The organism is Peribacillus sp. TH16 (assembly GCF_016651095.1).
GTDB lineage: Bacteria > Bacillota > Bacilli > Bacillales > DSM-1321 > Peribacillus > Peribacillus butanolivorans.
The window spans coordinates 110,093-130,590 of the sequence record NZ_JAEKEM010000011.1 but is presented as its reverse complement, the minus strand read 5'-3'; the positions used below and the strand labels follow the sequence as shown (position 1 = coordinate 130,590).

Annotated in this window: 21 protein-coding genes; 6 read left to right on the top strand and 15 right to left on the bottom strand. The window is 39.6% G+C overall.

What is annotated here, in order from left to right; all coding sequences use genetic code 11:
• Nucleotides 1–81 precede the first annotated feature (81 nt).
• From JFV29_RS29270 to JFV29_RS29230, 9 genes are all read right to left on the bottom strand, one after another.
• Nucleotides 82–1,155, bottom strand: coding sequence for an ABC transporter substrate-binding protein (locus JFV29_RS29270; protein ID WP_201188270.1), 1,074 nt, complete (start codon nt 1,153–1,155; stop codon nt 82–84).
• Entirely contained in the window at nt 1,152–1,955 is an 804-nt protein-coding gene (locus tag JFV29_RS29265) for an ABC transporter permease (RefSeq protein ID WP_201188268.1), read from the bottom strand. Before JFV29_RS29265 ends, JFV29_RS29270 begins: the two co-directional genes overlap by 4 nt.
• A 1-nt stretch (nt 1,956) precedes the next feature.
• Complete coding sequence (locus tag JFV29_RS29260) at nt 1,957–2,760, bottom strand: ABC transporter permease (protein WP_053348246.1); 804 nt, start codon at nt 2,758–2,760, stop codon at nt 1,957–1,959.
• Nucleotides 2,750–3,859: an ABC transporter ATP-binding protein gene (locus tag JFV29_RS29255; protein WP_053348245.1), complete on the bottom strand. Its 1,110-nt coding sequence runs from the start codon at nt 3,857–3,859 to the stop codon at nt 2,750–2,752. The genes JFV29_RS29260 and JFV29_RS29255 overlap by 11 nt, the downstream gene beginning before the upstream one ends.
• Nucleotides 3,860–3,932: 73 nt before the next feature.
• Entirely contained in the window at nt 3,933–4,475 is a 543-nt protein-coding gene (locus tag JFV29_RS29250; RefSeq protein ID WP_201188266.1) for a helix-turn-helix domain-containing protein, read from the bottom strand.
• Nucleotides 4,476–4,648: 173 nt separating this feature from the next.
• A complete protein-coding gene (locus JFV29_RS29245; protein ID WP_201188264.1) occupies nt 4,649–6,034 on the bottom strand; it encodes a protoporphyrinogen oxidase in 1,386 nt (461 codons plus the stop codon).
• Between the two features lie 296 nt (nt 6,035–6,330).
• Nucleotides 6,331–6,825 carry a GNAT family N-acetyltransferase gene (locus tag JFV29_RS29240; RefSeq protein WP_201188262.1) on the bottom strand — a complete coding sequence of 165 codons (495 nt, stop codon included), beginning with the start codon at nt 6,823–6,825 and terminating at the stop codon, nt 6,331–6,333.
• Between the two features lie 114 nt (nt 6,826–6,939).
• Nucleotides 6,940–8,973 (bottom strand): Na+/H+ antiporter, encoded by a 2,034-nt coding sequence (locus JFV29_RS29235; RefSeq protein ID WP_201188260.1) that lies wholly within the window; start codon nt 8,971–8,973, stop codon nt 6,940–6,942.
• Nucleotides 8,974–9,211: 238 nt separating this feature from the next.
• Nucleotides 9,212–10,102, bottom strand: a complete 891-nt coding sequence (locus JFV29_RS29230; RefSeq protein ID WP_201188258.1) for a diacylglycerol/lipid kinase family protein — start codon at nt 10,100–10,102, stop codon at nt 9,212–9,214.
• 714 nt (nt 10,103–10,816) lie between these two features.
• On the opposite strand from JFV29_RS29230, the gene yhfH (JFV29_RS29225) reads away from it, so the two are divergent.
• The 6 genes from yhfH (JFV29_RS29225) to yhfH (JFV29_RS29200) are packed head-to-tail and all read left to right on the top strand — an operon-like array spanning nt 10,817 to nt 11,796.
• A complete protein-coding gene (yhfH, locus tag JFV29_RS29225) occupies nt 10,817–10,951 on the top strand; it encodes a protein YhfH (protein WP_082527581.1) in 135 nt (44 codons plus the stop codon).
• A gap of 46 nt (nt 10,952–10,997) precedes the next feature.
• Nucleotides 10,998–11,135 carry a protein YhfH gene (gene yhfH / locus JFV29_RS29220; protein ID WP_098176682.1) on the top strand — a complete coding sequence of 46 codons (138 nt, stop codon included), beginning with the start codon at nt 10,998–11,000 and terminating at the stop codon, nt 11,133–11,135.
• Nucleotides 11,136–11,163: 28 nt separating this feature from the next.
• Nucleotides 11,164–11,304 (top strand): protein YhfH, encoded by a 141-nt coding sequence (yhfH, locus tag JFV29_RS29215; protein WP_082527583.1) that lies wholly within the window; start codon nt 11,164–11,166, stop codon nt 11,302–11,304.
• 23 nt (nt 11,305–11,327) lie between these two features.
• Nucleotides 11,328–11,468: a protein YhfH gene (yhfH, locus tag JFV29_RS29210; RefSeq protein WP_082527583.1), complete on the top strand. Its 141-nt coding sequence runs from the start codon at nt 11,328–11,330 to the stop codon at nt 11,466–11,468.
• Between the two features lie 23 nt (nt 11,469–11,491).
• Nucleotides 11,492–11,632: a protein YhfH gene (gene yhfH / locus JFV29_RS29205; protein WP_082527583.1), complete on the top strand. Its 141-nt coding sequence runs from the start codon at nt 11,492–11,494 to the stop codon at nt 11,630–11,632.
• 23 nt (nt 11,633–11,655) lie between these two features.
• Entirely contained in the window at nt 11,656–11,796 is a 141-nt protein-coding gene (yhfH, locus tag JFV29_RS29200; RefSeq protein WP_082527586.1) for a protein YhfH, read from the top strand.
• 148 nt (nt 11,797–11,944) lie between these two features.
• Here the strand turns inward: yhfH (JFV29_RS29200) and JFV29_RS29195 are convergent, their stop codons facing one another.
• The 6 genes from JFV29_RS29195 to JFV29_RS29170 form a co-directional block, all read right to left on the bottom strand.
• Nucleotides 11,945–13,579 carry a PucR family transcriptional regulator gene (locus tag JFV29_RS29195; protein ID WP_201188256.1) on the bottom strand — a complete coding sequence of 545 codons (1,635 nt, stop codon included), beginning with the start codon at nt 13,577–13,579 and terminating at the stop codon, nt 11,945–11,947.
• A gap of 324 nt (nt 13,580–13,903) precedes the next feature.
• Complete coding sequence (locus JFV29_RS29190; protein WP_053348238.1) at nt 13,904–14,119, bottom strand: hypothetical protein; 216 nt, start codon at nt 14,117–14,119, stop codon at nt 13,904–13,906.
• A gap of 16 nt (nt 14,120–14,135) precedes the next feature.
• Nucleotides 14,136–15,620, bottom strand: coding sequence for an NCS1 family transporter (locus tag JFV29_RS29185; protein WP_201188255.1), 1,485 nt, complete (start codon nt 15,618–15,620; stop codon nt 14,136–14,138).
• Nucleotides 15,621–15,666: 46 nt separating this feature from the next.
• On the bottom strand, nt 15,667–17,085 hold the full coding sequence (hydA, locus tag JFV29_RS29180; protein ID WP_201188422.1) for a dihydropyrimidinase: 1,419 nt from the start codon (nt 17,083–17,085) through the stop codon (nt 15,667–15,669).
• A 27-nt stretch (nt 17,086–17,112) separates the two neighbouring features.
• Nucleotides 17,113–18,399, bottom strand: coding sequence for an NAD-dependent dihydropyrimidine dehydrogenase subunit PreA (gene preA / locus JFV29_RS29175; protein WP_056525941.1), 1,287 nt, complete (start codon nt 18,397–18,399; stop codon nt 17,113–17,115).
• A gap of 26 nt (nt 18,400–18,425) precedes the next feature.
• Nucleotides 18,426–19,784, bottom strand: a complete 1,359-nt coding sequence (locus tag JFV29_RS29170) for an NAD(P)-dependent oxidoreductase (protein ID WP_201188420.1) — start codon at nt 19,782–19,784, stop codon at nt 18,426–18,428.
• Nucleotides 19,785–20,498: the final 714 nt, after the last annotated feature.

The window sequence follows — 20,498 nt, the reverse complement described above, 5'->3', positions numbered from 1 at the left end:
CATTAGAACTAGTCACAAACTTAGAAAAGAAAAAGCATGGCGTAAGTAGAGGATTCCTCTTACACCATGCTCTTTCTTGTATTATTTACGATGCATTTTGAATTCCAAAAAGAGTTCATTGTAATGGGCTAAGTTTTTCTTCCCAAGGTTTTCGTACACTTCCAGTTTCTCTGTTAATTCTGGTGATGGATAAAAACGTTCATCCTTCACTACTTCTTCCGGCATATATTTCAACGCTTCTTTATTAGGAGTTGAGTAGCTAACATATTCAGCGTTTTGTGCCGCTACTTCTGGATCCAGCATGAAGTTGATAAACTGATGAGCTGCGTCCACATTTTTGGTCGTTTTCGGTATTACCATATTATCAAACCATAAATTAGACCCCTCTTCAGGCACCACATATTCGAGATCTTCATTTTCAGCCATAATTTCAGAAGCCACTCCCGACCAAACCAGACCAATCGCCGCCTCCTGTGCTTCCAATAGCATGCGGCTTTCATCCCCAACAATTGCTTTAATGTTCGGAGTGAGTGTATCGAGCTTGGCTTTTGCCGCTAGAAGATGTTCTTCATTCGTATCATTCAGGGAATAATTCAAAGAGTTCAGCCCCATACCAATTACTTCTCGGGCACCATCTGTTAAGAGGATTTCATTTTCCAAATCCTTATCCCATAAATCTGCCCAGGCTGTAATCTCTTTACCACCAAGCATCTTAGAATTATAAACTATACCAACAGTTCCCCAGAAGTAAGGAACGGAAAATTTATTTTCTGGATCGAACGGCAGGTTGATAAATCGCTCGTCGATATTTTTCAAATTAGGAAGCTTGGAATGATCCAAGGGAACAAGTAAATCTTCTTCACGCATTTTATCAATCATATATTCGGACGGGATAGCGATATCATAAGTCGTACCGCCCTGTTCGATTTTGGTCATCATTGCTTCATTAGAATCGAACGTCTCATAAATGACCTTGATGCCTGTTTCTTCTTCAAAACGGTCGATTAAATCTGAATCGATGTAATCGCCCCAATTATAGATGGTAAGCGTATTGCTGCTCGTAAAACCCTGCGATGTATTCAATCTTGAAATCGCATATAAAAGCAGGGCAGATACGACAGAAATGACTAAGAACATTTGGACGAGCTTTTTCATCGTCTCCCCCCCATTCCCGTCTGCCTGACTCGTTGAGTAATAAAATAATAAACGACAACCAACAGAAGTGTTACTGCGAACAGCAATGTCGATAACGCATTAATATTTAATGAAATTCCACGGCGCGCCAATGAATAGATTTCCACGGAAAGGGTGGAGAATCCGTTACCAGTCACAAAAAATGTAACCGCAAAATCATCGAGTGAATAAGTCAAAGCCATAAAAAATCCAGCAAAGATACCTGGTAAAATGTAAGGCAAGATAACCTTCGTCAATACATCCCACCGGCTTGCCCCTAAATCACGGGCAGCATCGATTAAGGTCGGACTCATCTCCTGAAGTTTTGGAAGCACGAGTAGAACAACAATTGGAATACTGAAGGCGATGTGTGACAACAGTACGGAGTAAAACCCGAGCTTGATTCCGGCCATTGTGAAAAGAATCAGGAAGGAGGCACCAATAATCACATCTGGGCTGACGATCAATACGTTATTCAGAGACAATAACGTATTTTTTGCTTTACTGCTCGTAAAGGACCGGATTCCAATTGCTCCAATCACGCCAATGATCGTAGCGATTAGTGCAGATAATAAAGCAATCACAAGTGTATTTAATACAATGATCAACAACCTTGTATCTTGGAACAGCTCCCTGTACCATTCAAAGGTAAACCCTTTGAAGTCATACATCGTACCACCGCTGTTAAACGAGTAAAATACTAAAAAGAAAATCGGTGCATAGAGTACGAGAAAAATCAAAACGAGAAACGCTTTTGATAATGGTGATAATTTATTACTCATTTTACACACCCTGCTTTCGGTTACCCGTTACAAACATAATCAGGAACATTATAATAATCAAAAAGACAGCAATTGTGGAACCCATTCCCCAATCCTGTGTCACGAGAAAATGCTGCTCGATTGCCGTACCAAGGGTAATGACACGATTACCGGCAATCAACCTTGTCAGCATGAACAATGAAAGTGCTGGGATGAAGACGACCTGGCACCCCGTCTTAACACCGTCGATTGTTAACGGGAAAATCACGCGGCGGAATGTCATCCATCGGGACGCTCCTAAGTCATTTGCCGCATCTAAAAGTGTTGGATTCATTTCGTCCAGTGCATTGAATATCGGTAAGATCATGAACGGGATAAATATATAAACCGAAACGAATATGAAACTGAAATCTGTAAAGAGAATTTGCTGCTTCCCAATTCCTATGGCTTCTAGAAAACCATTCGCCACACCATATGTGCCAAAAATACCGATAAAGGCATAAGCTTTTAAGAGTAAATTAATCCAAGAAGGTACGATGATCAGTAACAGCCACAACTGCTTATGTTTGGTTTTTGTCAACAAGTAAGCAGTCGGATAGGCCACTAACAGCGATATCCCTGTAATTAAAAAAGCATACCAAAATGAGCTCAAAGTCATTTTTAAATAAACGGGTGTAAAGAATTTTTGATAGTTAATCAATGATAGATTTCCTTCGATATCAAAAAAAGAATAATAAAGGATGAGCAGAATAGGCGCAATAACAAATAGAGCAATCCATAGGACATAAGGAATGAAGTAAATATTACGGGACATTTTATTCTGCATGACTTTCCCCATCATGATACGCTTCTAGACGCTTATCGAATTCTTCCTCTGTTTCACCTAACCTCATGACATGAATTGCTTCAGGATCGAAATACAGTCCAATTTCGTCTCCAACTGTCGCCTTTTTAGTAGATTGGACAAGCCATTCATTACCATCATGGTCATAGCAGCTGATTTCGTAATGCACACCACGAAATAGCTGAGAATCCACTCGAACCTGCAGTTTCCCGCGATCAACAGAAGTAATCTCTAAATCTTCTGGACGGATGACAATATCCACTGCTTCATTACGATTCAAACCTTGGTCGACGCATTCAAATTGCCTGCCGACAAATTCCACTAGATAATCTTCAATCATTTTTCCTTTTACGATGTTAGACTCACCAATGAAATCAGCAACAAACCGATTCAGCGGCTCATCATAAATATCTGTAGGCGTCCCACTTTGTTGAATTTTCCCTTTGTTGAGGACAAAGATTTCATCCGACATCGCGAGTGCTTCCTCTTGGTCATGAGTGACGAAGATAAAGGTGATTCCAAGCCTTTGTTGTAGTTCACGTAATTCATATTGCATTTCTGTACGCAATTTCAAATCAAGGGCAGATAACGGTTCATCAAGAAGGATAACTTCTGGTTCATTAACAATCGCTCTGGCAATCGCTACCCGTTGGCGCTGACCACCGGACATTTCCCTGATTTCACGTTTTTCATAGCCCTCCAAATTTACGAAGCTCAGAGCTTCCTTTACCTTTATTTCTACATCCGCATTTTTCATTTTTTTGATTCGGAGCCCGAATGCCACATTTTCAAATACATTTAAATGCGGAAAAAGTGCATAATCTTGAAAAACCGTATTAACTTGTCGTTTATTGGCTGGAACATTATTGATTTTTTTTCCTTCAAAATAAATATCGCCCTTGGAAGCTTCCGTAAATCCAGCAATCAAGCGAAGGATAGTGGTCTTACCACAGCCTGAAGGACCTAAGAGTGTGTAGAACTTGCCCCTCTCAACTTCAAAACTAACATTATCGAGAACAACGGTATCATCATCAAATTGCTTTGTAACGTGTTCGAAGCGTATAATCTTCTCGTTTGTCATAGCTACTTCCCTCTTTCCATTACCTTAATAATCTATTTTTACCCTAAACAAACGGCAGCATATGTTTTGGTTTCTATAAATATGATTCCGTCACCACAAGCAATAACTCAGATGGACCAGAAAAATCATTGATGATTTGGTGTTCATCAGATGCATGAAAATAAATCGATTCCCCGGCTTTTACTAGATAAGTATGTGTACCTAGCTTTACAATAACTCTTCCACTTAATACATAACCGAATGTTTCCGATAAGGATGGTTCAAATTTTTTGAATTCCCCCTTTTCCTGAAGAGTCAGGCGAATTGGTTCCATTTCCTTCTCATTCGATTCAGGTACAAGCCACTGAATTTGATAGCCTCGTTCCTCATCGATAAAAAATGTTTGTGCCTCTTCCTCATAAACTACTTTCTGGACCTGTTCCTCTTCATCGAAGAATTGCTTTGGAGTACAGCCTAGTACTTCTAAAATATTGAAGAAAGTTTCAATTGAAGGCGAACTCAAATCTCTTTCTAATTGTGAAATATACCCTTTGCTTAAATCAGTTCTTTCTCCCAACTCTTCTTGGGTCAATCCCTTTTTCAAACGAAGGTTTTTTATTTTCTTTCCAATTTGCATAATTTTACCCTCAATCGGTTTACAAATAGTAAACTCGAAGTGCATAAAGTTTTGTATTAGTAAACTTAAAGTTTAATTTAACGAATATTATTATACAGGAAATGCAGGAAACTTCAAACGAAATTTCCAGGATAGCAGATACAAAAAAAAGGACTGCCCCGTGCAGTCCCCCTTTACAACTTCGCATAAATCTCTTGTGCTTTCTTTTCCCCATCTGCAATACAGTCCGGTATTCCGACACCATTGTATGAACAGCCAGCAAGTAAAACATTCGGATAATTCTCGGCGATTTTCGCCTCCAACGATTGAACAATGTGAGGATGCTTTATATGGTAGTTCGGCATATCTTCATGCCATTTTGTTACTTCACTAGTTATAGGAGTCCCGGAAATATCCAAGCTATTTTTAATATCACCTAAAGCCACCTGTATTAATTCCTGTTTCGTTAGGGACTGTAATCGATCATAGTCTGGACTTGAGCTTTTATAAAAGAGCCTTACTAAAAGCTGACTGTTTTCAGAGGTATGCCCCCATTTCCTGCTCGTCCACGTACAGGCGTTACAAATTAAATCACTATTATCACCAGCAATGAAACCTGTCCCATCATTAGGAAGCATGATATCTGGTATATCAAACCCAAGATAAATGCTAATCATCGAGCTATTGATTAAGCCCGCGAAGTCTTTATCCAGCTCCTGATCACCCAATAGTTTCTGGGCAATAGTGTGCGGCGTACTCAATACGACGAAATCCGTTTCCAGCATTTCACCATTTGCCAATGAAATTATATACCCTTCATCATTCTTTATTATTTTTTCCGCCTGGGTCCCTTTTAAAATTTCCACCACATCGAGACTTTCCTCAATACGGTCAATCAATACAGATAAGCCATTTTTAAATGAAAGGAACTTCTTATTTCCCTTGCTCTGGTATTTCTGCTTATTTTCAGATAGACCGCGTATGATGCTGCCATATTCATTTTTATAATCCAGCATCTCTGGCAGTGTTTTAGCAATGGTCAATTCATTCAATTTCCCTGAATAAACTCCCGATAGGACAGGTGAAATTTGTTTTTGCACCAATTCCTTACCTAAGAAACTTTCAAGAAATAAGCCGATTGAGTCATTCTTCGTAAACGTCTCATTTTTTGTATAGAAATCCTTTAAGGCGTCGACCTTCCCTTGTGCAGATACAAGTTCACTCTCCGCCAAAGACTCTAAGCTCATTGGAATTCCAAATAAGGCATCTTCCGGGATTTTCTTTAGCACGCCATCCGTATGGATAAATGATTTTCCTGTAGCATTATAGACCACTTGATCCTCTAGGTTCAATTCTTTAAGAAATGGTTTTATATTTTGTTTCCTGGCGACAATCGAATCGGCACCCGCTTCTATTTTAAATGGCCCGTCATGCACGGTCCTGATTTTACCGCCTAATTCCTCATTACCTTCTATTAATATTAATCGTACGGAGAGACTGTCCGCTTTAGCTGCTTTTTGTAAATAATACATGGTTGATAAACCTGTAATGCCTCCACCTACGACTACGACTGTTTTCATTAGGACTACACCTCGATTAACGAAATTTTCATTAAGTAAAGTGTACCATAAGGCAGCCGTATTATTAAAAGCGACCCTCTAAATCATCAAGTTTCCTAATGAAACTTGTAACAAATTGGACAAAGAAAAAGACCTTCCCTGTTTCGAAAAGTCTAATTGCCCTATGCATATATCAGTTGTTACCTATTTAATAATTCGTAATCGAATGAATCTATATTTACGTGTGGTTCCTTTTTCTTTTTTTCCAATCAGAAGGAAAGCAATACACTTCACAAACCAACCCATCAAATGCAATCTCATAATCTATATTCCATTATCTCCATCCACCCGCTTCTTCCTTCTTTTTGAATTCCTGTATCTTGAAATCCGGATTTCTCATAAAGAGTTTTCGCTATCACGTTCATAGCGTCCACTGCAAGAATAATCGAATCTTTGTTTGGAAAAATCTCCTTTGCGAATTCCGGAAGGACTCGCAAGGCTTTCTTCGCAATCTTTTTGCCTTGGTGCTTTTGATCAACGAGAAATCCACGGAGTAAAATTGCTTTCTTATTGTTGGTGAAAGGGCTAATGTTTTCTCCAATGTGTAAAACGAAAAAACCAACAGGGATACCATCAGCCAATATAACGAAAGGATGCCTGTCCACATCTTCCCGGCAGTATTGTAGTGACTGTTCCGGTAGAGCTGAAAAGGAGGTTTGTGTTTCCGGTAAATAAAACTGTGACAGCTCCTGATGATGTTCCAGCAGATAAGGCGTTAAAGTGATGGTCTCGATTTTCTGATCCTGTTCCAACTGATCACACTCCTTCAATATTGAATACCTTAATAATTCGATACTTCCTCCGAAAATCCCTCCACTAACTGGAAGAAGCGCTACCGAAGATATCGGCAGCGCTTCTTCATATATTCAGTGAGTGTTTTCATTGATTGTTAGTGCTTCACGTAAATTGATTTGCTGGCGGAGTATATTGGCGACATCACGGGAAATTTGTCGTTTTTCAAACATATCCTGTACTTCGTCACGCTCTGCCTGAATCGCTTTATAGAATAGCTCTCTTTCATATTCGACCATTTTACTGGGAACACGGCCTCTATTTTCTCGTTTGCATCTTAAAATAAGCACTTTATACTCTTCAATAATCATGGAAGACGTCTCATGGTTTTCGGAAGTAATCCCGGCTTGGATCTCTTGGATGGCAGCTTTATACATCCTGATTTTAAGGTCTCTTACCTTTTCCAATCTCTTTAAATTGATTCTTCTTATTTCATTTTTATTAGGGAAAAATAATTTAAAAACTCGCAACATACTTCTTCTAAAAAGTGTTACTGTCCTGAAAAAACGGAATTTCATCCGATTTGTGACCGCGCCTTCCATACGTTGAATATATTCCTTGCATATAAATGCCGTTTCTCGGTCCACTTTCTCATCTTTAATAAGTTTATCTAGGAATCTTTGCTCTGCCTCAAGAGCTTTAAAGCGAAGAACCCTTTCTTCCTCTCTTAGTGCAGCAGGCTCTTTCTCTTGTTCTACATAGGACAGTGCGTTGATTTTCGTATGATATCTTGAAATGATCGATAAAGCCGCTTCTCGGTTTTCATCTGTCATTTGGGATTCTACAACTCGAATCGCCGCTTGATGTGTGTGAATGGTAGCCGATTTTGTTTTATCAGCCTGCTTATCTACGATTTCCACTTCTTCTGATCTTGCTACAATAGGTAGAAATACACTCGCAACAATCAAGGTCAATAGTATAACTCCTGCTGCAATAAAGATGATTAACGAGCGCTCTGGGAAAGGACTTCCATCTGCCAATACGTATGGAATCGAAAATGATCCAGCTAATGTTACCGCTCCTCGTACTCCGGAAATGGTAATGATTCCGGCCGCTTTCAAGTCTGGTTTTTGGGCTCCAGCTTTTTTTGTGATCCAGCCAATCGACCAAGCTGCGATAAGCCAAATGAATCGTAAAGCAAAGAGGAACAGTGTAATAATCACAATATAAATAATCACTTGTCCATTATTGAAAGCTGGATCTTCAAATATAATTTTCGCCACGCTTGGAATTTGCAGGCCAAGTAATACAAACACAAGTCCATTTAGTACATACAAAATGACAGACCATGTACTCTTTGAAACAACCTGCAGTTCTACCGTCGGTGATAATTCCCGATCCCGTTCAATGGCATGGACAATACCCCCAGCCACGACCGCTAAAATCCCAGAAAGGTGGAAATGTTCCACAGCGAGGAAAATAATAAAAGGAGTCAGGATTTGGATTAACATGTGCATCGTAACATCTTCCATTCCTAAACGGCGAAGAAATACACGGAGCCTGATAATGATGAAGGCAATAATTGCTCCACCTACAAAACCACCAGTCGCAATCCATATGAAACTGAACGTTGCGTCCACTAAGGAGAAAACACCAGTGACTGTAGCTGCAACGGCAAATTTAAAGGCAACTAGACCTGAGGCATCATTCATGAGCCCTTCTCCTTCAAGAAGGTGCATTATGCTCTTCGGCAGCTTAACGCGGCTCGCCAAAGCGCTGACTGCCACTACATCGGTAGGTGACAAAATGGCAGCTAAAGCAAATGCAGCCGGCAGTGGAATCGAAGGAATCATCCAGTTGATTAGATACCCTCCTGCCCAAACCGTTATGAATACTAGGCCTAATGCAAGCATGAGAATAGGCGCTCTCAGCCTCCATAGGGCTGTACGGGGCACATTCTTCCCATCGTTGAATAAAAGAGGTGCGATAAATAACAGCAAAAACAGCTCTGTCTCCATCTCTACGTGGATACCAAAAGGTAAAAGCGCCAGCACAACACCCAGCGTTATTTGAATTAACGGTACAGGTATAAAGGGTATAAAATGGTTAATTACATTAGACATTCCAATTAAAATTAGAAGGGCTAATATAACAAGAAAAAACTCCATACAAACATCAAACATCCTCTCTCATCTATTTTCATAACTATAAGCGTACCATATATATACCCCTTCATTCATTCAATAACTATTATTTCCTAGAAGCACCCGGAATAATGATACCTTTTTATAAAAGCAAGTGACCCTCACGTTGCGGGATAGATAAAGTTGAATATTGAGGTGATTTTGCGACATTTACCCTATCAGCTTTTTCCGATTAGTGTACTCGACTTCTATACCTATACATTCATATTGTTCGCGGAACAAAAAGACGAAGGTGTTTGTGCAACACATTTGCCTGAATAGGTAAAAGACACCCTACATCGCCATCAATATTGATTGCAAGTTCCTCTGATGTAGATAAATGCAGCTTAGAAGTTTGAATATATTCTACTTCTTCGTGTCCCTTTACCTCGCCCTTTATTAAACTCGGAATAATCTTGATAATAAGAGGAAGGGATAAATCTTTAATAATAAATGTGTGCAACTTTCCATCATTTACTTCCGCCTCGGGTGCAAGTTGTTCGAAACCTCCGACTGAATTAGTCATCGTGGCAATTAATAAATAAGCCTCTCCCAACCACCTTCCCTGATCATGTTCAACAGTTAAAGGAAACGGAGTCTTTTTGACTAATGTTTTTGCTCCTTCTATAAAATAAGCAAGTGAGCCCAGACGAGTTTTTTGCTCAACGGTCACATTAGAGGTAGCCTCAGCAATTGCACCGACCGCCAGCACATTCATGAAATAACGATCATTGATCTTCCCGATGTCAGCATCCTTAATCTGTGCTTCTTTTAACATCTCTATGGATTTATCAGGATCCAACGGTATGCCAAGGGACCTAGCGAAGTCATTTACCGTTCCTAGTGGAATGATGCCGAAAACAGGCCGATGCTTCTGTTCGGCCAACCCATTCACTGTCTCATTTACTGTTCCATCTCCCCCCATCGAAATGACAGCATCAAATTTTTCTGCACAGGATTCCTTAGCAAACTCCATAGCATCACCTTCGACTTCGGTTTTACGAACAATCACTTGATCATAGATATCACCGAGTACCCTTTCTGCGTTCGGCAATATCTGTCCTGCCTTTTCCTTCCCTGAAGATGGATTTATGATAATCATCACTTTTGACATATGCGACCTCCCATTAATGTACTTCTACTACCAAGTTACCTCTTTACTAAAGCACTAAAACCGCACACCCCCTTTTCAGGAGCTTAATATTCATTTTTTTGAATCAAAAGTATCTGATCACGAAAAAAAAGAACGCAACACTACTGACAAGTCAGATACTTTCCTTCTTTACGATGATATTTTCCGCCGTACTTTAACAAGTTGAGAATGCAAGCCATCGTTTCATATTTCTAGTATTCACTCTGTTTTTTGCTTATCGGTGCTTAAAGGAGAAAAAGTTATATTCATTAGTCCTGCACAGGAACTTTCATATATTAACTGCTGTCTTATGAACTTACCGACATTTTAGAGCAGCTAAAAGACATATAGAAATAGAAACAGGTTAGCCATCAATTTGTTTTTCGTGTAATTTATCTGTACTTCAATCTGTTACATAAAACACTATTTTATTTCATTGAATATTGCATAACCTTTCGTTCGCTCTTAATTTCCCTCACTTCTCAACCTATATATTTCTTCAGATTTTCATTTTTTTTAATAAATGACAAAAAAAATATTAACAAAAACCCTATTCCTATAGGGTTTTTGTGCTCAATCTGAAATATTTTTTAAATTTTCTGTAAAATACCTATACATTTTCCAATTCCGGGTATATACTGTATTATAACAACAAGCAAACAACAAAAACTGTACTATACAGAGGAGGAGCGAGACATGCAAACAAATCAATCAAGTTTATTAATAAACCATTCATTTAAACATTGCCCGGAATGTGGTGAAACACTTGTTGAACAATCAGATTCCTATCTGATGGAATGCGATCGCTGCCTTTCTAAACGTGAAGAATAAATCATTTTAAGAAAAAATATAAAAACATTAAAAGGAGGAAATAATCATGCAAACGAAAAAAACCATTGAATTTTTCAACAATATCCCTGCTAAACATTGCCCTGAGTGCGGTGATCATATTGTCGAACATGCTGAGTCCTACTTAATGGAATGTGACCGCTGTCTTACCAAACGTGAAGACTAGTTTAACCAAATTAAAAGGAGGGAACCACATGCAAACTAAAAATCCGTTGGAGTTCTTTAGAACCCTGCCACCTAAACAATGTCCCGAGTGCGGTGATCAAATCACTGAACAAGCTGAATCTTACTTAATGGAATGTGACCACTGCCTTTCTAAACGCGAAGACTACTAAACCATTTAAAGGAGGAAACTATCATGCAAACTAAAAATCCGTTGGAGTTCTTTAGAACCCTGCCACCTAAACAATGTCCCGAGTGCGGTGATCAAATCACTGAACAAGCTGAATCTTACCTCATGGAATGTGACCACTGCCTTTCTAAACGCGAAGACTACTAAACCATTTAAAGGAGGAAACTATCATGCAAACTAAAAATCCGTTGGAGTTCTTTAGAACCCTGCCACCTAAACAATGTCCCGAGTGCGGTGATCAAATCACTGAACAAGCTGAATCTTACCTCATGGAATGTGACCACTGCCTTTCTAAACGCGAAGACTACTAAACAATTAAAAGGGGGAAACTATCATGCAAACTAAAAATCCGTTGGAATTCTTTAGAACCCTGCCACCTAAACAATGTCCCGAGTGTGGTGATCAAATCACTGAACAAGCTGAATCTTACCTCATGGAATGTGACCACTGCCTTTCCAAAAAAGATGAATATTAAAAAAAAGATACTGACATCAAGAAGCTGTAAAGGCCAACTTTTTGATGTCAGTACATTTCCGAGAAATCACAAATATATTAACTTGCCACTCCAACTCCCTTTCAGTGCATTATAAAAAGGATGTCCTTTGAACACCCTTGGTTTTTTTCTATTTACCCACATATTTATCCATATATTCCCCACTAGTCTTCCTACTACTGTTCTGTAAGTAATCCAAGGCAAAAATCATGAATTCGATGCCAAGGCGTTGATCTGAGCGCATAAAATTTGACCCTAATAGTTTTTCTAATTTTTCTAGCCGATGGTACAGTGTTTGCCGGACAATAAATAGTTGTTTTGAAGTTTCCTGTTTCGATCCATTACAAGCGAGATAGGTCTTCAAGGTAGGCATCAATTCACCGTTATTTTGTTTGTCATATTCGATAACAGGACCTAAATATTCATGAACGGTTTCTTCCAAATTACCATGCTTATTGATTAGAGAAATCATACGATACATATGTAAGTCCTGATAAAAAAAGCTTCTGTTCTCCTCTGGTAAGGTATCCTGAAGCAATAAAGTCTCACGAGCCGTTTCATAACTTTTATAAATCTCACTTAACTTTTGAACGTGTTTTCCAAACCCAATAGTAAGCAGGCTCATACGATTACGTCCGCTGACATCCATTTTCATAATACGATCCAAGGCACTTGTCACCCTTCCTTTCCAATCTTCGGATGAACGATTATCGCCTAGGATGAAGACAAGGTGCTGATGAATTTCCATAGAGAAAATCTGAAAACCATATTGTTCAAAAACTGTCCTAAACATTATCTTAAAATAGGTTCCATCTAATTTTGTTGAACTTTTATTATACCGTGGATGTTGTTTGCAAATGCAAACAATCCCGCCATCTAGCTGCATTTTCGGATCAATATAGGAAAGCCGCTCACGGATTGCTTCGTCGCTATACTCCCCTTCAATCCAGTTTGTTAGCCATTTGCTTTCTTCTGACATTTTCTTTTCTTCTATATATAAGTCCCGTAATAGATGCTGAGCCAAAGCGGTGGCTGTCCGATCCAAGATCAGTGAATCAAAATCCGTCAACTCTCTATCGCTACTGCAAATGAGCAGTTCCGCATAATTCTCACCGAGCACTTGAATCGGTTGTCTAAGAACGGTTTTGTTCAAAGTTCTCTTTTCTTCATTTACTTCCACTAACATTTGATAGGTTATTTTTTTCTTTATTTTTGGAATACTGGCTATATCGTTTTCATTAAAGATAAGAATAACCTGTACATTTAAATAGTTATGGAGAAATTTTAGAATTGATTCATAATGGTCAATTTCGAGGAGATTTTTATTTAGCTGCTGGGAGTAGTTCTCTAAGTTGGAGATCATTTGATATTGTTTATTAATGATTAGGGAATGAATATCCTGAGTAATTTCTACGAATGGAACTTCTTGATGAAATAGGATGATAGGGAATTGGTGTTCATCTGCAAGATCTATCGCACATTGGGGAATTGCCATGGTGCGGGTACCTATCTCTATACACAGTCCTGCTGCATTACATTGAATTAGCTGATTTAAATAGGAAAGAAATGTGCTATCACAATCTTTCCACCCCAAACCGGTGGTCAGAATCAGTTCATTTCCATTTAACAAGTGGCTGATTTGGGTGACTTCCATGCAGTGGACCCATTTCACTTGACGCTTTATTCCACTGCTGCCGGCGATTATATCCGTCTGATTAAAATGCCTGCGCGTTAGAATTTCCTCGATTGTAATCGAAGTATTCATTCATCCATCCACCATCCTTCTATAAAACTGCTATAAAATCTATTATAAACGGACAGTCTATAAATCTCCAGACACTTGTCAGAAAATCTAACGTCAAAATTCAACAAAAAATTCATCACTTATGTTCAAAATGATGCTATGAACTCAAATTCTACATTGATTATCTATATCTATTGGCTATCTATCTTATCATTTCTATCAGAAAGCCAAGAATATTGATTTCTTAGGTTTAAAAGCATTCTCGAACTTTGATTCAAGACAGCTACACAAAAGTGGCCTATTCATTTAACGAATAGGCCAGAATTTCAAGTTTATACGTGAATTTTAATGCAACTTCCTGAAAAGCAATGTTGAGAAGTATTTTCTTCCTTCCGGGGTTTTGATATTCAACTGCTTCCATTCCTGCTTCGTACCTTCTATCAGTTCGAAATCGAGAAAAGCCCCACTTAAATTTTCCGAGACTCGGGTGATTCGATATCCTCTTTCAAGTAAAAAATCAATTTGTTCCCTTTCTAAGCGATACTCTTGATATTCGGACATTTCTACTCCCCCTTTTTTACACATTCTCCCCGCCAGTAGCAGTCGTAATAACCAATTCTTTTTCAATTTCTAATTCCTTTTCGATTTTCCAATCCCTCCCTATTGATATACCTAAATATTTCTCATCACTTGGGTCAATAATTTCGGCTTGTTCATATTTCTTAAACCACCAAAATTTTGCCAATACATAATAACTTGCGCTACCAAGCACGAATCCCACAATAAACGAATAGTTTGAAAAAACTGTGGCACCTATTCCACCAATCGCCCAAGAAATGATTCCCGCCCAATTCACACCATTCAAGTATTTATATTGACCTTCACTTTCATATAGTTCTGGTACATTAACACGTCGTTTACGAAGGAAATAATAATCAGCCACCAAGATGCCAACAATAGATGCTAAAACTCCACCTACAATTAACAAAACTTCTATTATTATGCCGAACAAGCTCCATGGCTGAACTACGATTCCAATAAACCCGGCGACAACAACTCCCGCCCAAAAAGGCATTTTAGGACCCATGATATTTGAGAAAATGGTAGCTGCCGGGATTACATTGGCAGTAGTATTCGTCGACCATTGAGCAAAAACTATCATGATTAAAAGGACTCCAAGAGCAATTCCACTTGCCGATCCTTGTATAGCAACGACGGGATCATAATTGGAAACAGCCATGTAAGAAACCCCTCCGATAATAACCATGAACGTCTGAGTAATGGGATAGGTAATAATATTCCCAATAACCTGCCCCTTATTGCGCCTGAACCAATTTTTTTCATTTTTAGGTGCCTTGATATAACGAGAAAGTGTCGGCATATCCGCCGCCAACGTACCCCAAAATCCCATATTAGCCATTATGACGACCATGAAAGCCGTTGCCGCTGCACCTCCAGTTACCGGACTTTCAATCCAGGTCCATACATCTCTTCCTTGGGCCACAGCTTGATCGGAAAGAGTAAAATACATCCAGCCTGAAATCAAGATGATGACTGGTGCTGCTAAGTCAGCAAATCGTTCAATCGACTTGATTCCCATTGCCGTGTTAACTAATTGTAAAACGGCAAAAATGAGGAAGCAGATAAACCAATTATCAAAGTTAAAAAGGGTTGCAAAGATTGCATTCATTGCAGTTGCACCGAAGTAGGTGTTAAGACCGAACCAGCATGAGGCAACAAACCCCCTAACAACCGATGGAATATGGGTACCGATCGTACCGAATGGCGCCCTCATATAGACTGGGAAAGAGATGCCATGCTCAACCCCGATATCTCCTGTCATTGTCATCAAAAAGCCAAGAACTACACAAGCAATGACCGTTGCCAGCACGACCCAACCAAGCGCTAAGCTTTGTACACCGTTACCGCCAATTGCAAAGGCGGCCAATACTACAGCCATTCCTACCCAAATAAATCCAAAACCGGCTGCACTTATGTTCTTCTCACTATGAGGTATAGGCAGCAAATCGGGAGACTTTAAATAATCTTTCTTCTCACTCATATAAAATCCCCCAATATTAATTTGCTTGTTTTTCCTTACAGACGTTTTAGACAGGAAGCTTTTGCTCTGAATCCGACTCCAGCGACGTGTTATATTTAGCCCGTTTCAAGAATTGCCCTTTTCCAGCCTCACCTACAAATTGCTTTTCTCTAATGACAAATTGACCGCGTGATAAAACAGAAACCGGTTCACCTGTTATTTTCATTCCCTCAAACGCATTATAATCGACAGCCATATGATGAGTATCTGCAGAAATAGTCCGCTCCACCTTTGGATCAAAGATGACAATATCCGCATCTGATCCTACAGCAATCGTTCCTTTTTTAGGGAACAATCCAAAAAGTTTGGCTGCCCGGGTTGAAGTGATGTCCACGAATTGATTCAAGGTGATACGCTCTTTCTTGACTCCTTCCGAAAACAGAATACTCATTCGGTCTTCTATTGTAGGACCACCATTGGGGATTTTCGTAAAGTCTTCACGCCCAAGATCTTTTTGACCTTTAAAATCAAAAGAGCATTGGTCGGAGCCTATCGTTTGCAACTGGCCTGTTTTTAAAGCGTTCCATAGTACTTCCTGATTTCTCTTTTCCCTTAATGGAGGAGACCATACATATTTAGATCCTTCGAAATTGGGCTTTTCAAGGTAGGTTTGGTCAAGGACCAAGTATTGCGGGCAAGTCTCACCCCAAATATCAACCCCTTTATTTCTTGCCTCTGTAATTTTTTCAACCGCATCTTCACATGTGACATGAACGACATAAAGCTGACTGTTTGCCATCTCCGTCAACTTGGCTGCTCGTCCCGTTGCTTCTCCTTCAAGTTCCGGAGGCCTTGTTAACGCATGATAAATCGGATCAGTATGACCTTCAACAAGCGCCTGTTTTGTTAAATAATCAATCACATCGCCATTTTCAGCATGGACCATGACAAGTGCGCCAAGTTCTTTCGCTTGAAGCAGTGTACGGTAAAGTGTCGCATCATCGGCTTGAAAAACATTCTTGTAAGCCATAAACACTTTAAACGAAGAAATCCCTTCATTCTCGATGATACTTGGCAACTCAGCCAGAACCTTATCATTAATTTCACTAATCATTAAATGAAAACTATAATCTATTGCTGCTTTTTCACTTGCCTTTTCGTGCCACGTTTCTATAGATTTCTTTAATGGCGCCCCTTTTTCGGTCAAACAAAAGTCGATGACCGTAGTCGTACCTCCATATGCAGCAGCTATCGTACCTGTTTCATAATCATCCTTTGTTGTAGTCCCACCGAACGGCATATCAAGATGGGTATGTGGGTCAATACCTCCTGGAAAAATATACGCGCCTTTTGCATCAATGATTTCCGCTCCCTCTGCTGAAAGGTCTTTACCAATCATTGTAATGATTTCATTTTCAATTAAAATATCCGCTTGATACGTATCTGCAGCCGTTGCAATTGTTCCATTTTTAATAATTTTCTTCATGATCTTCTTCATATATAATCTCCTCCATTATTTTACGAAATCAACACTTTCATTACCGATGTTCCCAAGGAATGCCTGACGTTCATTCCAAGTCATTGGAGGCAAATCACTTGTCAGTTCAATCATGTCGATTGCCCCATCAACCGGGCATACAATCGAACAAAGATTACATCCGACACAATCTTCTTCACGGACTCGTAAGAATGGGCTGCCTGACGGGTCTTTTAACATATCTATACATTGATGTGAAGTATCTTCACAGGCAATATGACATTTATTGCAGTTAATGCATACATCATTATTAATGCGCGCCACTACCTTATAATTAAGATCTAAATTTCCCCAATCGGAATAACGGGGTACAGACTTACCAACAATATCCATCACAGAGGATATCCCTTTTTCATCGAGGTAATTAGACAGACCATCAATCATGTCCTCGACAATTCGAAAACCGTGATGCATGGCAGCAGTACAAATTTGCACCCCCGTTGAACCCATCAATAAAAATTCAACCGTATCCTGCCAATTAGATATTCCACCGATTCCCGATATCGGAACATTAATCAGTGGATTCCTTGCACATTCTGCAACCATATTTAAAGCAATCGGCTTCACAGCAGGACCACAATACCCGCCATGGGCACCCTTACCGCCTACATGGGGAATCGTATTCCATGAATGGATATCCACTCCTGCCAGGCTGTTAATCGTATTAATCATACTAATTGCATCCGCTCCACCGCGTATAGCGGCTTCCGCAGTAACCGTGATGTCAGTTATATTCGGAGTAAGTTTGACAATGACAGGTTTCGATGCCGCTTCCTTTGCCCAATATGTTTGCTTTTCCACAAGCTCAGGAACCTGTCCAGAAGCAGCGCCCATACCCCGCTCAGCCATACCGTGCGGGCAGCCAAAGTTCAATTCATAACCATCAACCCCCACGTCTTCTATGCGTTTGATAATTTCATGCCACTTATCTTGATGCGGTTCGACCATTACTGATGCAATGATTGCATGGTCAGGGAAACGTTTTTTCGTTTCATATATTTCTTTTAAGTTCACCTCAAGTGGTCGATCCGTAATCAATTCAATATTGTTGAAACCAGCTACTCGCTGGCCATTAAAACCCACAGCTGCAAAACGTGATGAGACATTCAGAATAGGATCTCCCAACGTCTTCCAAACGGCTCCTCCCCAGCCAGCCTCAAATGCCCGCTGCACTTGATACCCCGAATTAGTAGGTGGTGCCGACGCCAGCCAAAAAGGATTGGGAGATTTAATACCCGCAAGATCAATTGATAAATCAGCCATGTTAAGCCTCCTAATTTTCATTTTTATTAAGCAATATCTACCGCTTCGCTCATTAAAATCCGGTCAATTTCATAGGCTGTCTTCTTCCCTTGCTGGGCAGCCGAAACAACCATTGCCTCACCTTGGCCTTTTCCAAAAATAACGTCACCACAGGCAAATACTTTTTCATTCGACGTTTTATATGAGTCTCCTTCTAATGTTACGACGCCTCCATCATGCTCAATGCCAAACTGTTCAATCAGTCCTACATATCTAGATTGGCCGATAGCACGGATAACGCCATCGACAGGTATAACAAATTCTGATCCAGAAATCGGTACAGGACGACGGCGACCATCTTCTCCTGCCTCACTAAGCACCATTTTTACACACTCGATACCCGTTACCTGACCATTGCTATCTGAAATAATCCTAGAAGGGTTCGTCAGCCAGTGAAACCCGACACCTTCCTGTTTAGCAAACTCATATTCAAAATCGTAAGCTGTCATTTCCTTCTGGGTACGACGATAGATAATTCCAACTTGTTCGGCACCAAGACGTACAGAACAGGTTGCTGCATCAATCGCTGTATTCCCAGCTCCAATGACCGCCATCTTCTTCCCAACGAATTTATCAGTGATAGCCTCTGTTTTCGTTGCCTTGACGAAGTCGATTGCATCATATACTTCAGCCAGGTCTTCTCCTTCAATTCCAAGTTTTGGAACATCAGACATACCAATCGCCAAAATAACGGCATCATAGTCGGTGGTTAGCTGGGTAGCAGAAACATCAACACCAACCCTCGTATTCGTTTTAATTTCAACATCTAAACTCTTTACTTGTTCAACTTCCCAATAAGAAATGCTCTGTGGCAAACGGAAAGATACGATACCGTACGTATTTAATCCACCTGGATTTTTTTCAGCTTCGAAAATGGTTACACTGTAGCCAAGCAAGGCTAATTCCCTTGCTGCAGATAAGCCCGCAGGTCCGCTTCCGACAATGGCAACCTTTTTGCCATTCTTCTTCCCGGCCTTGAATAGAGCTTGTTTATTTTGGATGGCCCAATCTGTGGAATAACGCTGGAGATTGCCAATCATGATTGGCTTTGTAGAATGGTTTAGGACACATGCCCCCTCACATAATTCTTCTGTCGGGCATACTCGCGCACAACTGGCACCGACTGGATTGGCTGTCATGATCGTCTTGGCCGATCCTTTAAAATTCCCTGATGCTATTTTCTTAATAAAACTTGGAATATCTATCCCTGTCGGACAGGCTTGAATACATGGGGCATCATAGCAGTATAAACATCGATTCGATTCTTCCAAAGCTTCACGTGGGGTTAACCCCCTCTCCACTTCCTGAAAGTTCATCGCCAGACCATCTTTTAACGGACTCGTCATACTCATCTACTATTCTCCTTCCAAAAATTTATTTGTGAAAAATAAAAAGGGAGGAATTGCATGTATTCTAAAATAGCATTTCCTATCCTTACAATTAGAGAATTTATGGCAGTAACCCACTGTCGTTCTTCATCGTTCTATTTAGAAAGACAGTCACGACGATATAATTGCCAATAATCTCACATTCCGTTTATTATTTTCTTTTATTTTCTTGATGATCACGCCTTGGTCTCTGCTTCCTTTGGCCATTAAAAGCCCCCCCAATCGTTCTTAAAAACTCACAATCTGGTAATAACCAGATAAATTGAGTATTCTTTATTTTATAATGATAAAAAGCAAGTTACATTATACAAAGTGTAAAATATTGTTAACTGTTTAATGTGCACTATGTAATAACCATGTGATATTTCCTAACAACAAATGATAAACATCGTCATTTTTCTACAAACCTTACTTAATATTCATCACACTTACTGAATTTTTTTAATAAAACTAACTTATCAACACTTTGTCCACAAATTAAAAAGCCCTAGAAAATATTGAATGCAATTTTCTAGGCTTTTTAATTTTATTCACAGGTTATCCACATAAAAATAATATGTGGATAACAAGAAATACTGAGTTATTTCAACGTTTTCCAGTAAGTATTGTATTTTTCTTAAAAAACTATACACAGGTTCAATAGTGAATTTTCAGTCATTAACAACTTGCTAA

Bases quoted from the DNA above. Each gene is read 5' to 3' on its own strand.
- yhfH (WP_082527586.1), top strand. From the start codon at position 11,656: ATGCAAACTAAAAATCCGTTGGAATTCTTTAGAACCCTGCCACCTAAA.
- JFV29_RS29245 (WP_201188264.1), bottom strand. From the start codon at position 6,034: ATGAAAACAGTCGTAGTCGTAGGTGGAGGCATTACAGGTTTATCAACC.
- JFV29_RS29265 (WP_201188268.1), bottom strand. From the start codon at position 1,955: ATGAGTAATAAATTATCACCATTATCAAAAGCGTTTCTCGTTTTGATT.
- JFV29_RS29190 (WP_053348238.1), bottom strand. From the start codon at position 14,119: ATGTCCGAATATCAAGAGTATCGCTTAGAAAGGGAACAAATTGATTTT.
- hydA (WP_201188422.1), bottom strand. From the start codon at position 17,085: ATGAAGAAAATTATTAAAAATGGAACAATTGCAACGGCTGCAGATACG.
- yhfH (WP_098176682.1), top strand. From the start codon at position 10,998: ATGCAAACGAAAAAAACCATTGAATTTTTCAACAATATCCCTGCTAAA.
- yhfH (WP_082527583.1), top strand. From the start codon at position 11,492: ATGCAAACTAAAAATCCGTTGGAGTTCTTTAGAACCCTGCCACCTAAA.
- JFV29_RS29260 (WP_053348246.1), bottom strand. From the start codon at position 2,760: ATGCAGAATAAAATGTCCCGTAATATTTACTTCATTCCTTATGTCCTA.
- preA (WP_056525941.1), bottom strand. From the start codon at position 18,399: ATGGCTGATTTATCAATTGATCTTGCGGGTATTAAATCTCCCAATCCT.
- JFV29_RS29270 (WP_201188270.1), bottom strand. From the start codon at position 1,155: ATGAAAAAGCTCGTCCAAATGTTCTTAGTCATTTCTGTCGTATCTGCC.
- JFV29_RS29195 (WP_201188256.1), bottom strand. From the start codon at position 13,579: ATGAATACTTCGATTACAATCGAGGAAATTCTAACGCGCAGGCATTTT.
- JFV29_RS29250 (WP_201188266.1), bottom strand. From the start codon at position 4,475: ATGCAAATTGGAAAGAAAATAAAAAACCTTCGTTTGAAAAAGGGATTG.
- JFV29_RS29255 (WP_053348245.1), bottom strand. From the start codon at position 3,859: ATGACAAACGAGAAGATTATACGCTTCGAACACGTTACAAAGCAATTT.
- yhfH (WP_082527583.1), top strand. From the start codon at position 11,328: ATGCAAACTAAAAATCCGTTGGAGTTCTTTAGAACCCTGCCACCTAAA.
- yhfH (WP_082527583.1), top strand. From the start codon at position 11,164: ATGCAAACTAAAAATCCGTTGGAGTTCTTTAGAACCCTGCCACCTAAA.
- JFV29_RS29230 (WP_201188258.1), bottom strand. From the start codon at position 10,102: ATGTCAAAAGTGATGATTATCATAAATCCATCTTCAGGGAAGGAAAAG.
- JFV29_RS29185 (WP_201188255.1), bottom strand. From the start codon at position 15,620: ATGAGTGAGAAGAAAGATTATTTAAAGTCTCCCGATTTGCTGCCTATA.
- JFV29_RS29235 (WP_201188260.1), bottom strand. From the start codon at position 8,973: ATGGAGTTTTTTCTTGTTATATTAGCCCTTCTAATTTTAATTGGAATG.
- JFV29_RS29170 (WP_201188420.1), bottom strand. From the start codon at position 19,784: ATGACGAGTCCGTTAAAAGATGGTCTGGCGATGAACTTTCAGGAAGTG.
- yhfH (WP_082527581.1), top strand. From the start codon at position 10,817: ATGCAAACAAATCAATCAAGTTTATTAATAAACCATTCATTTAAACAT.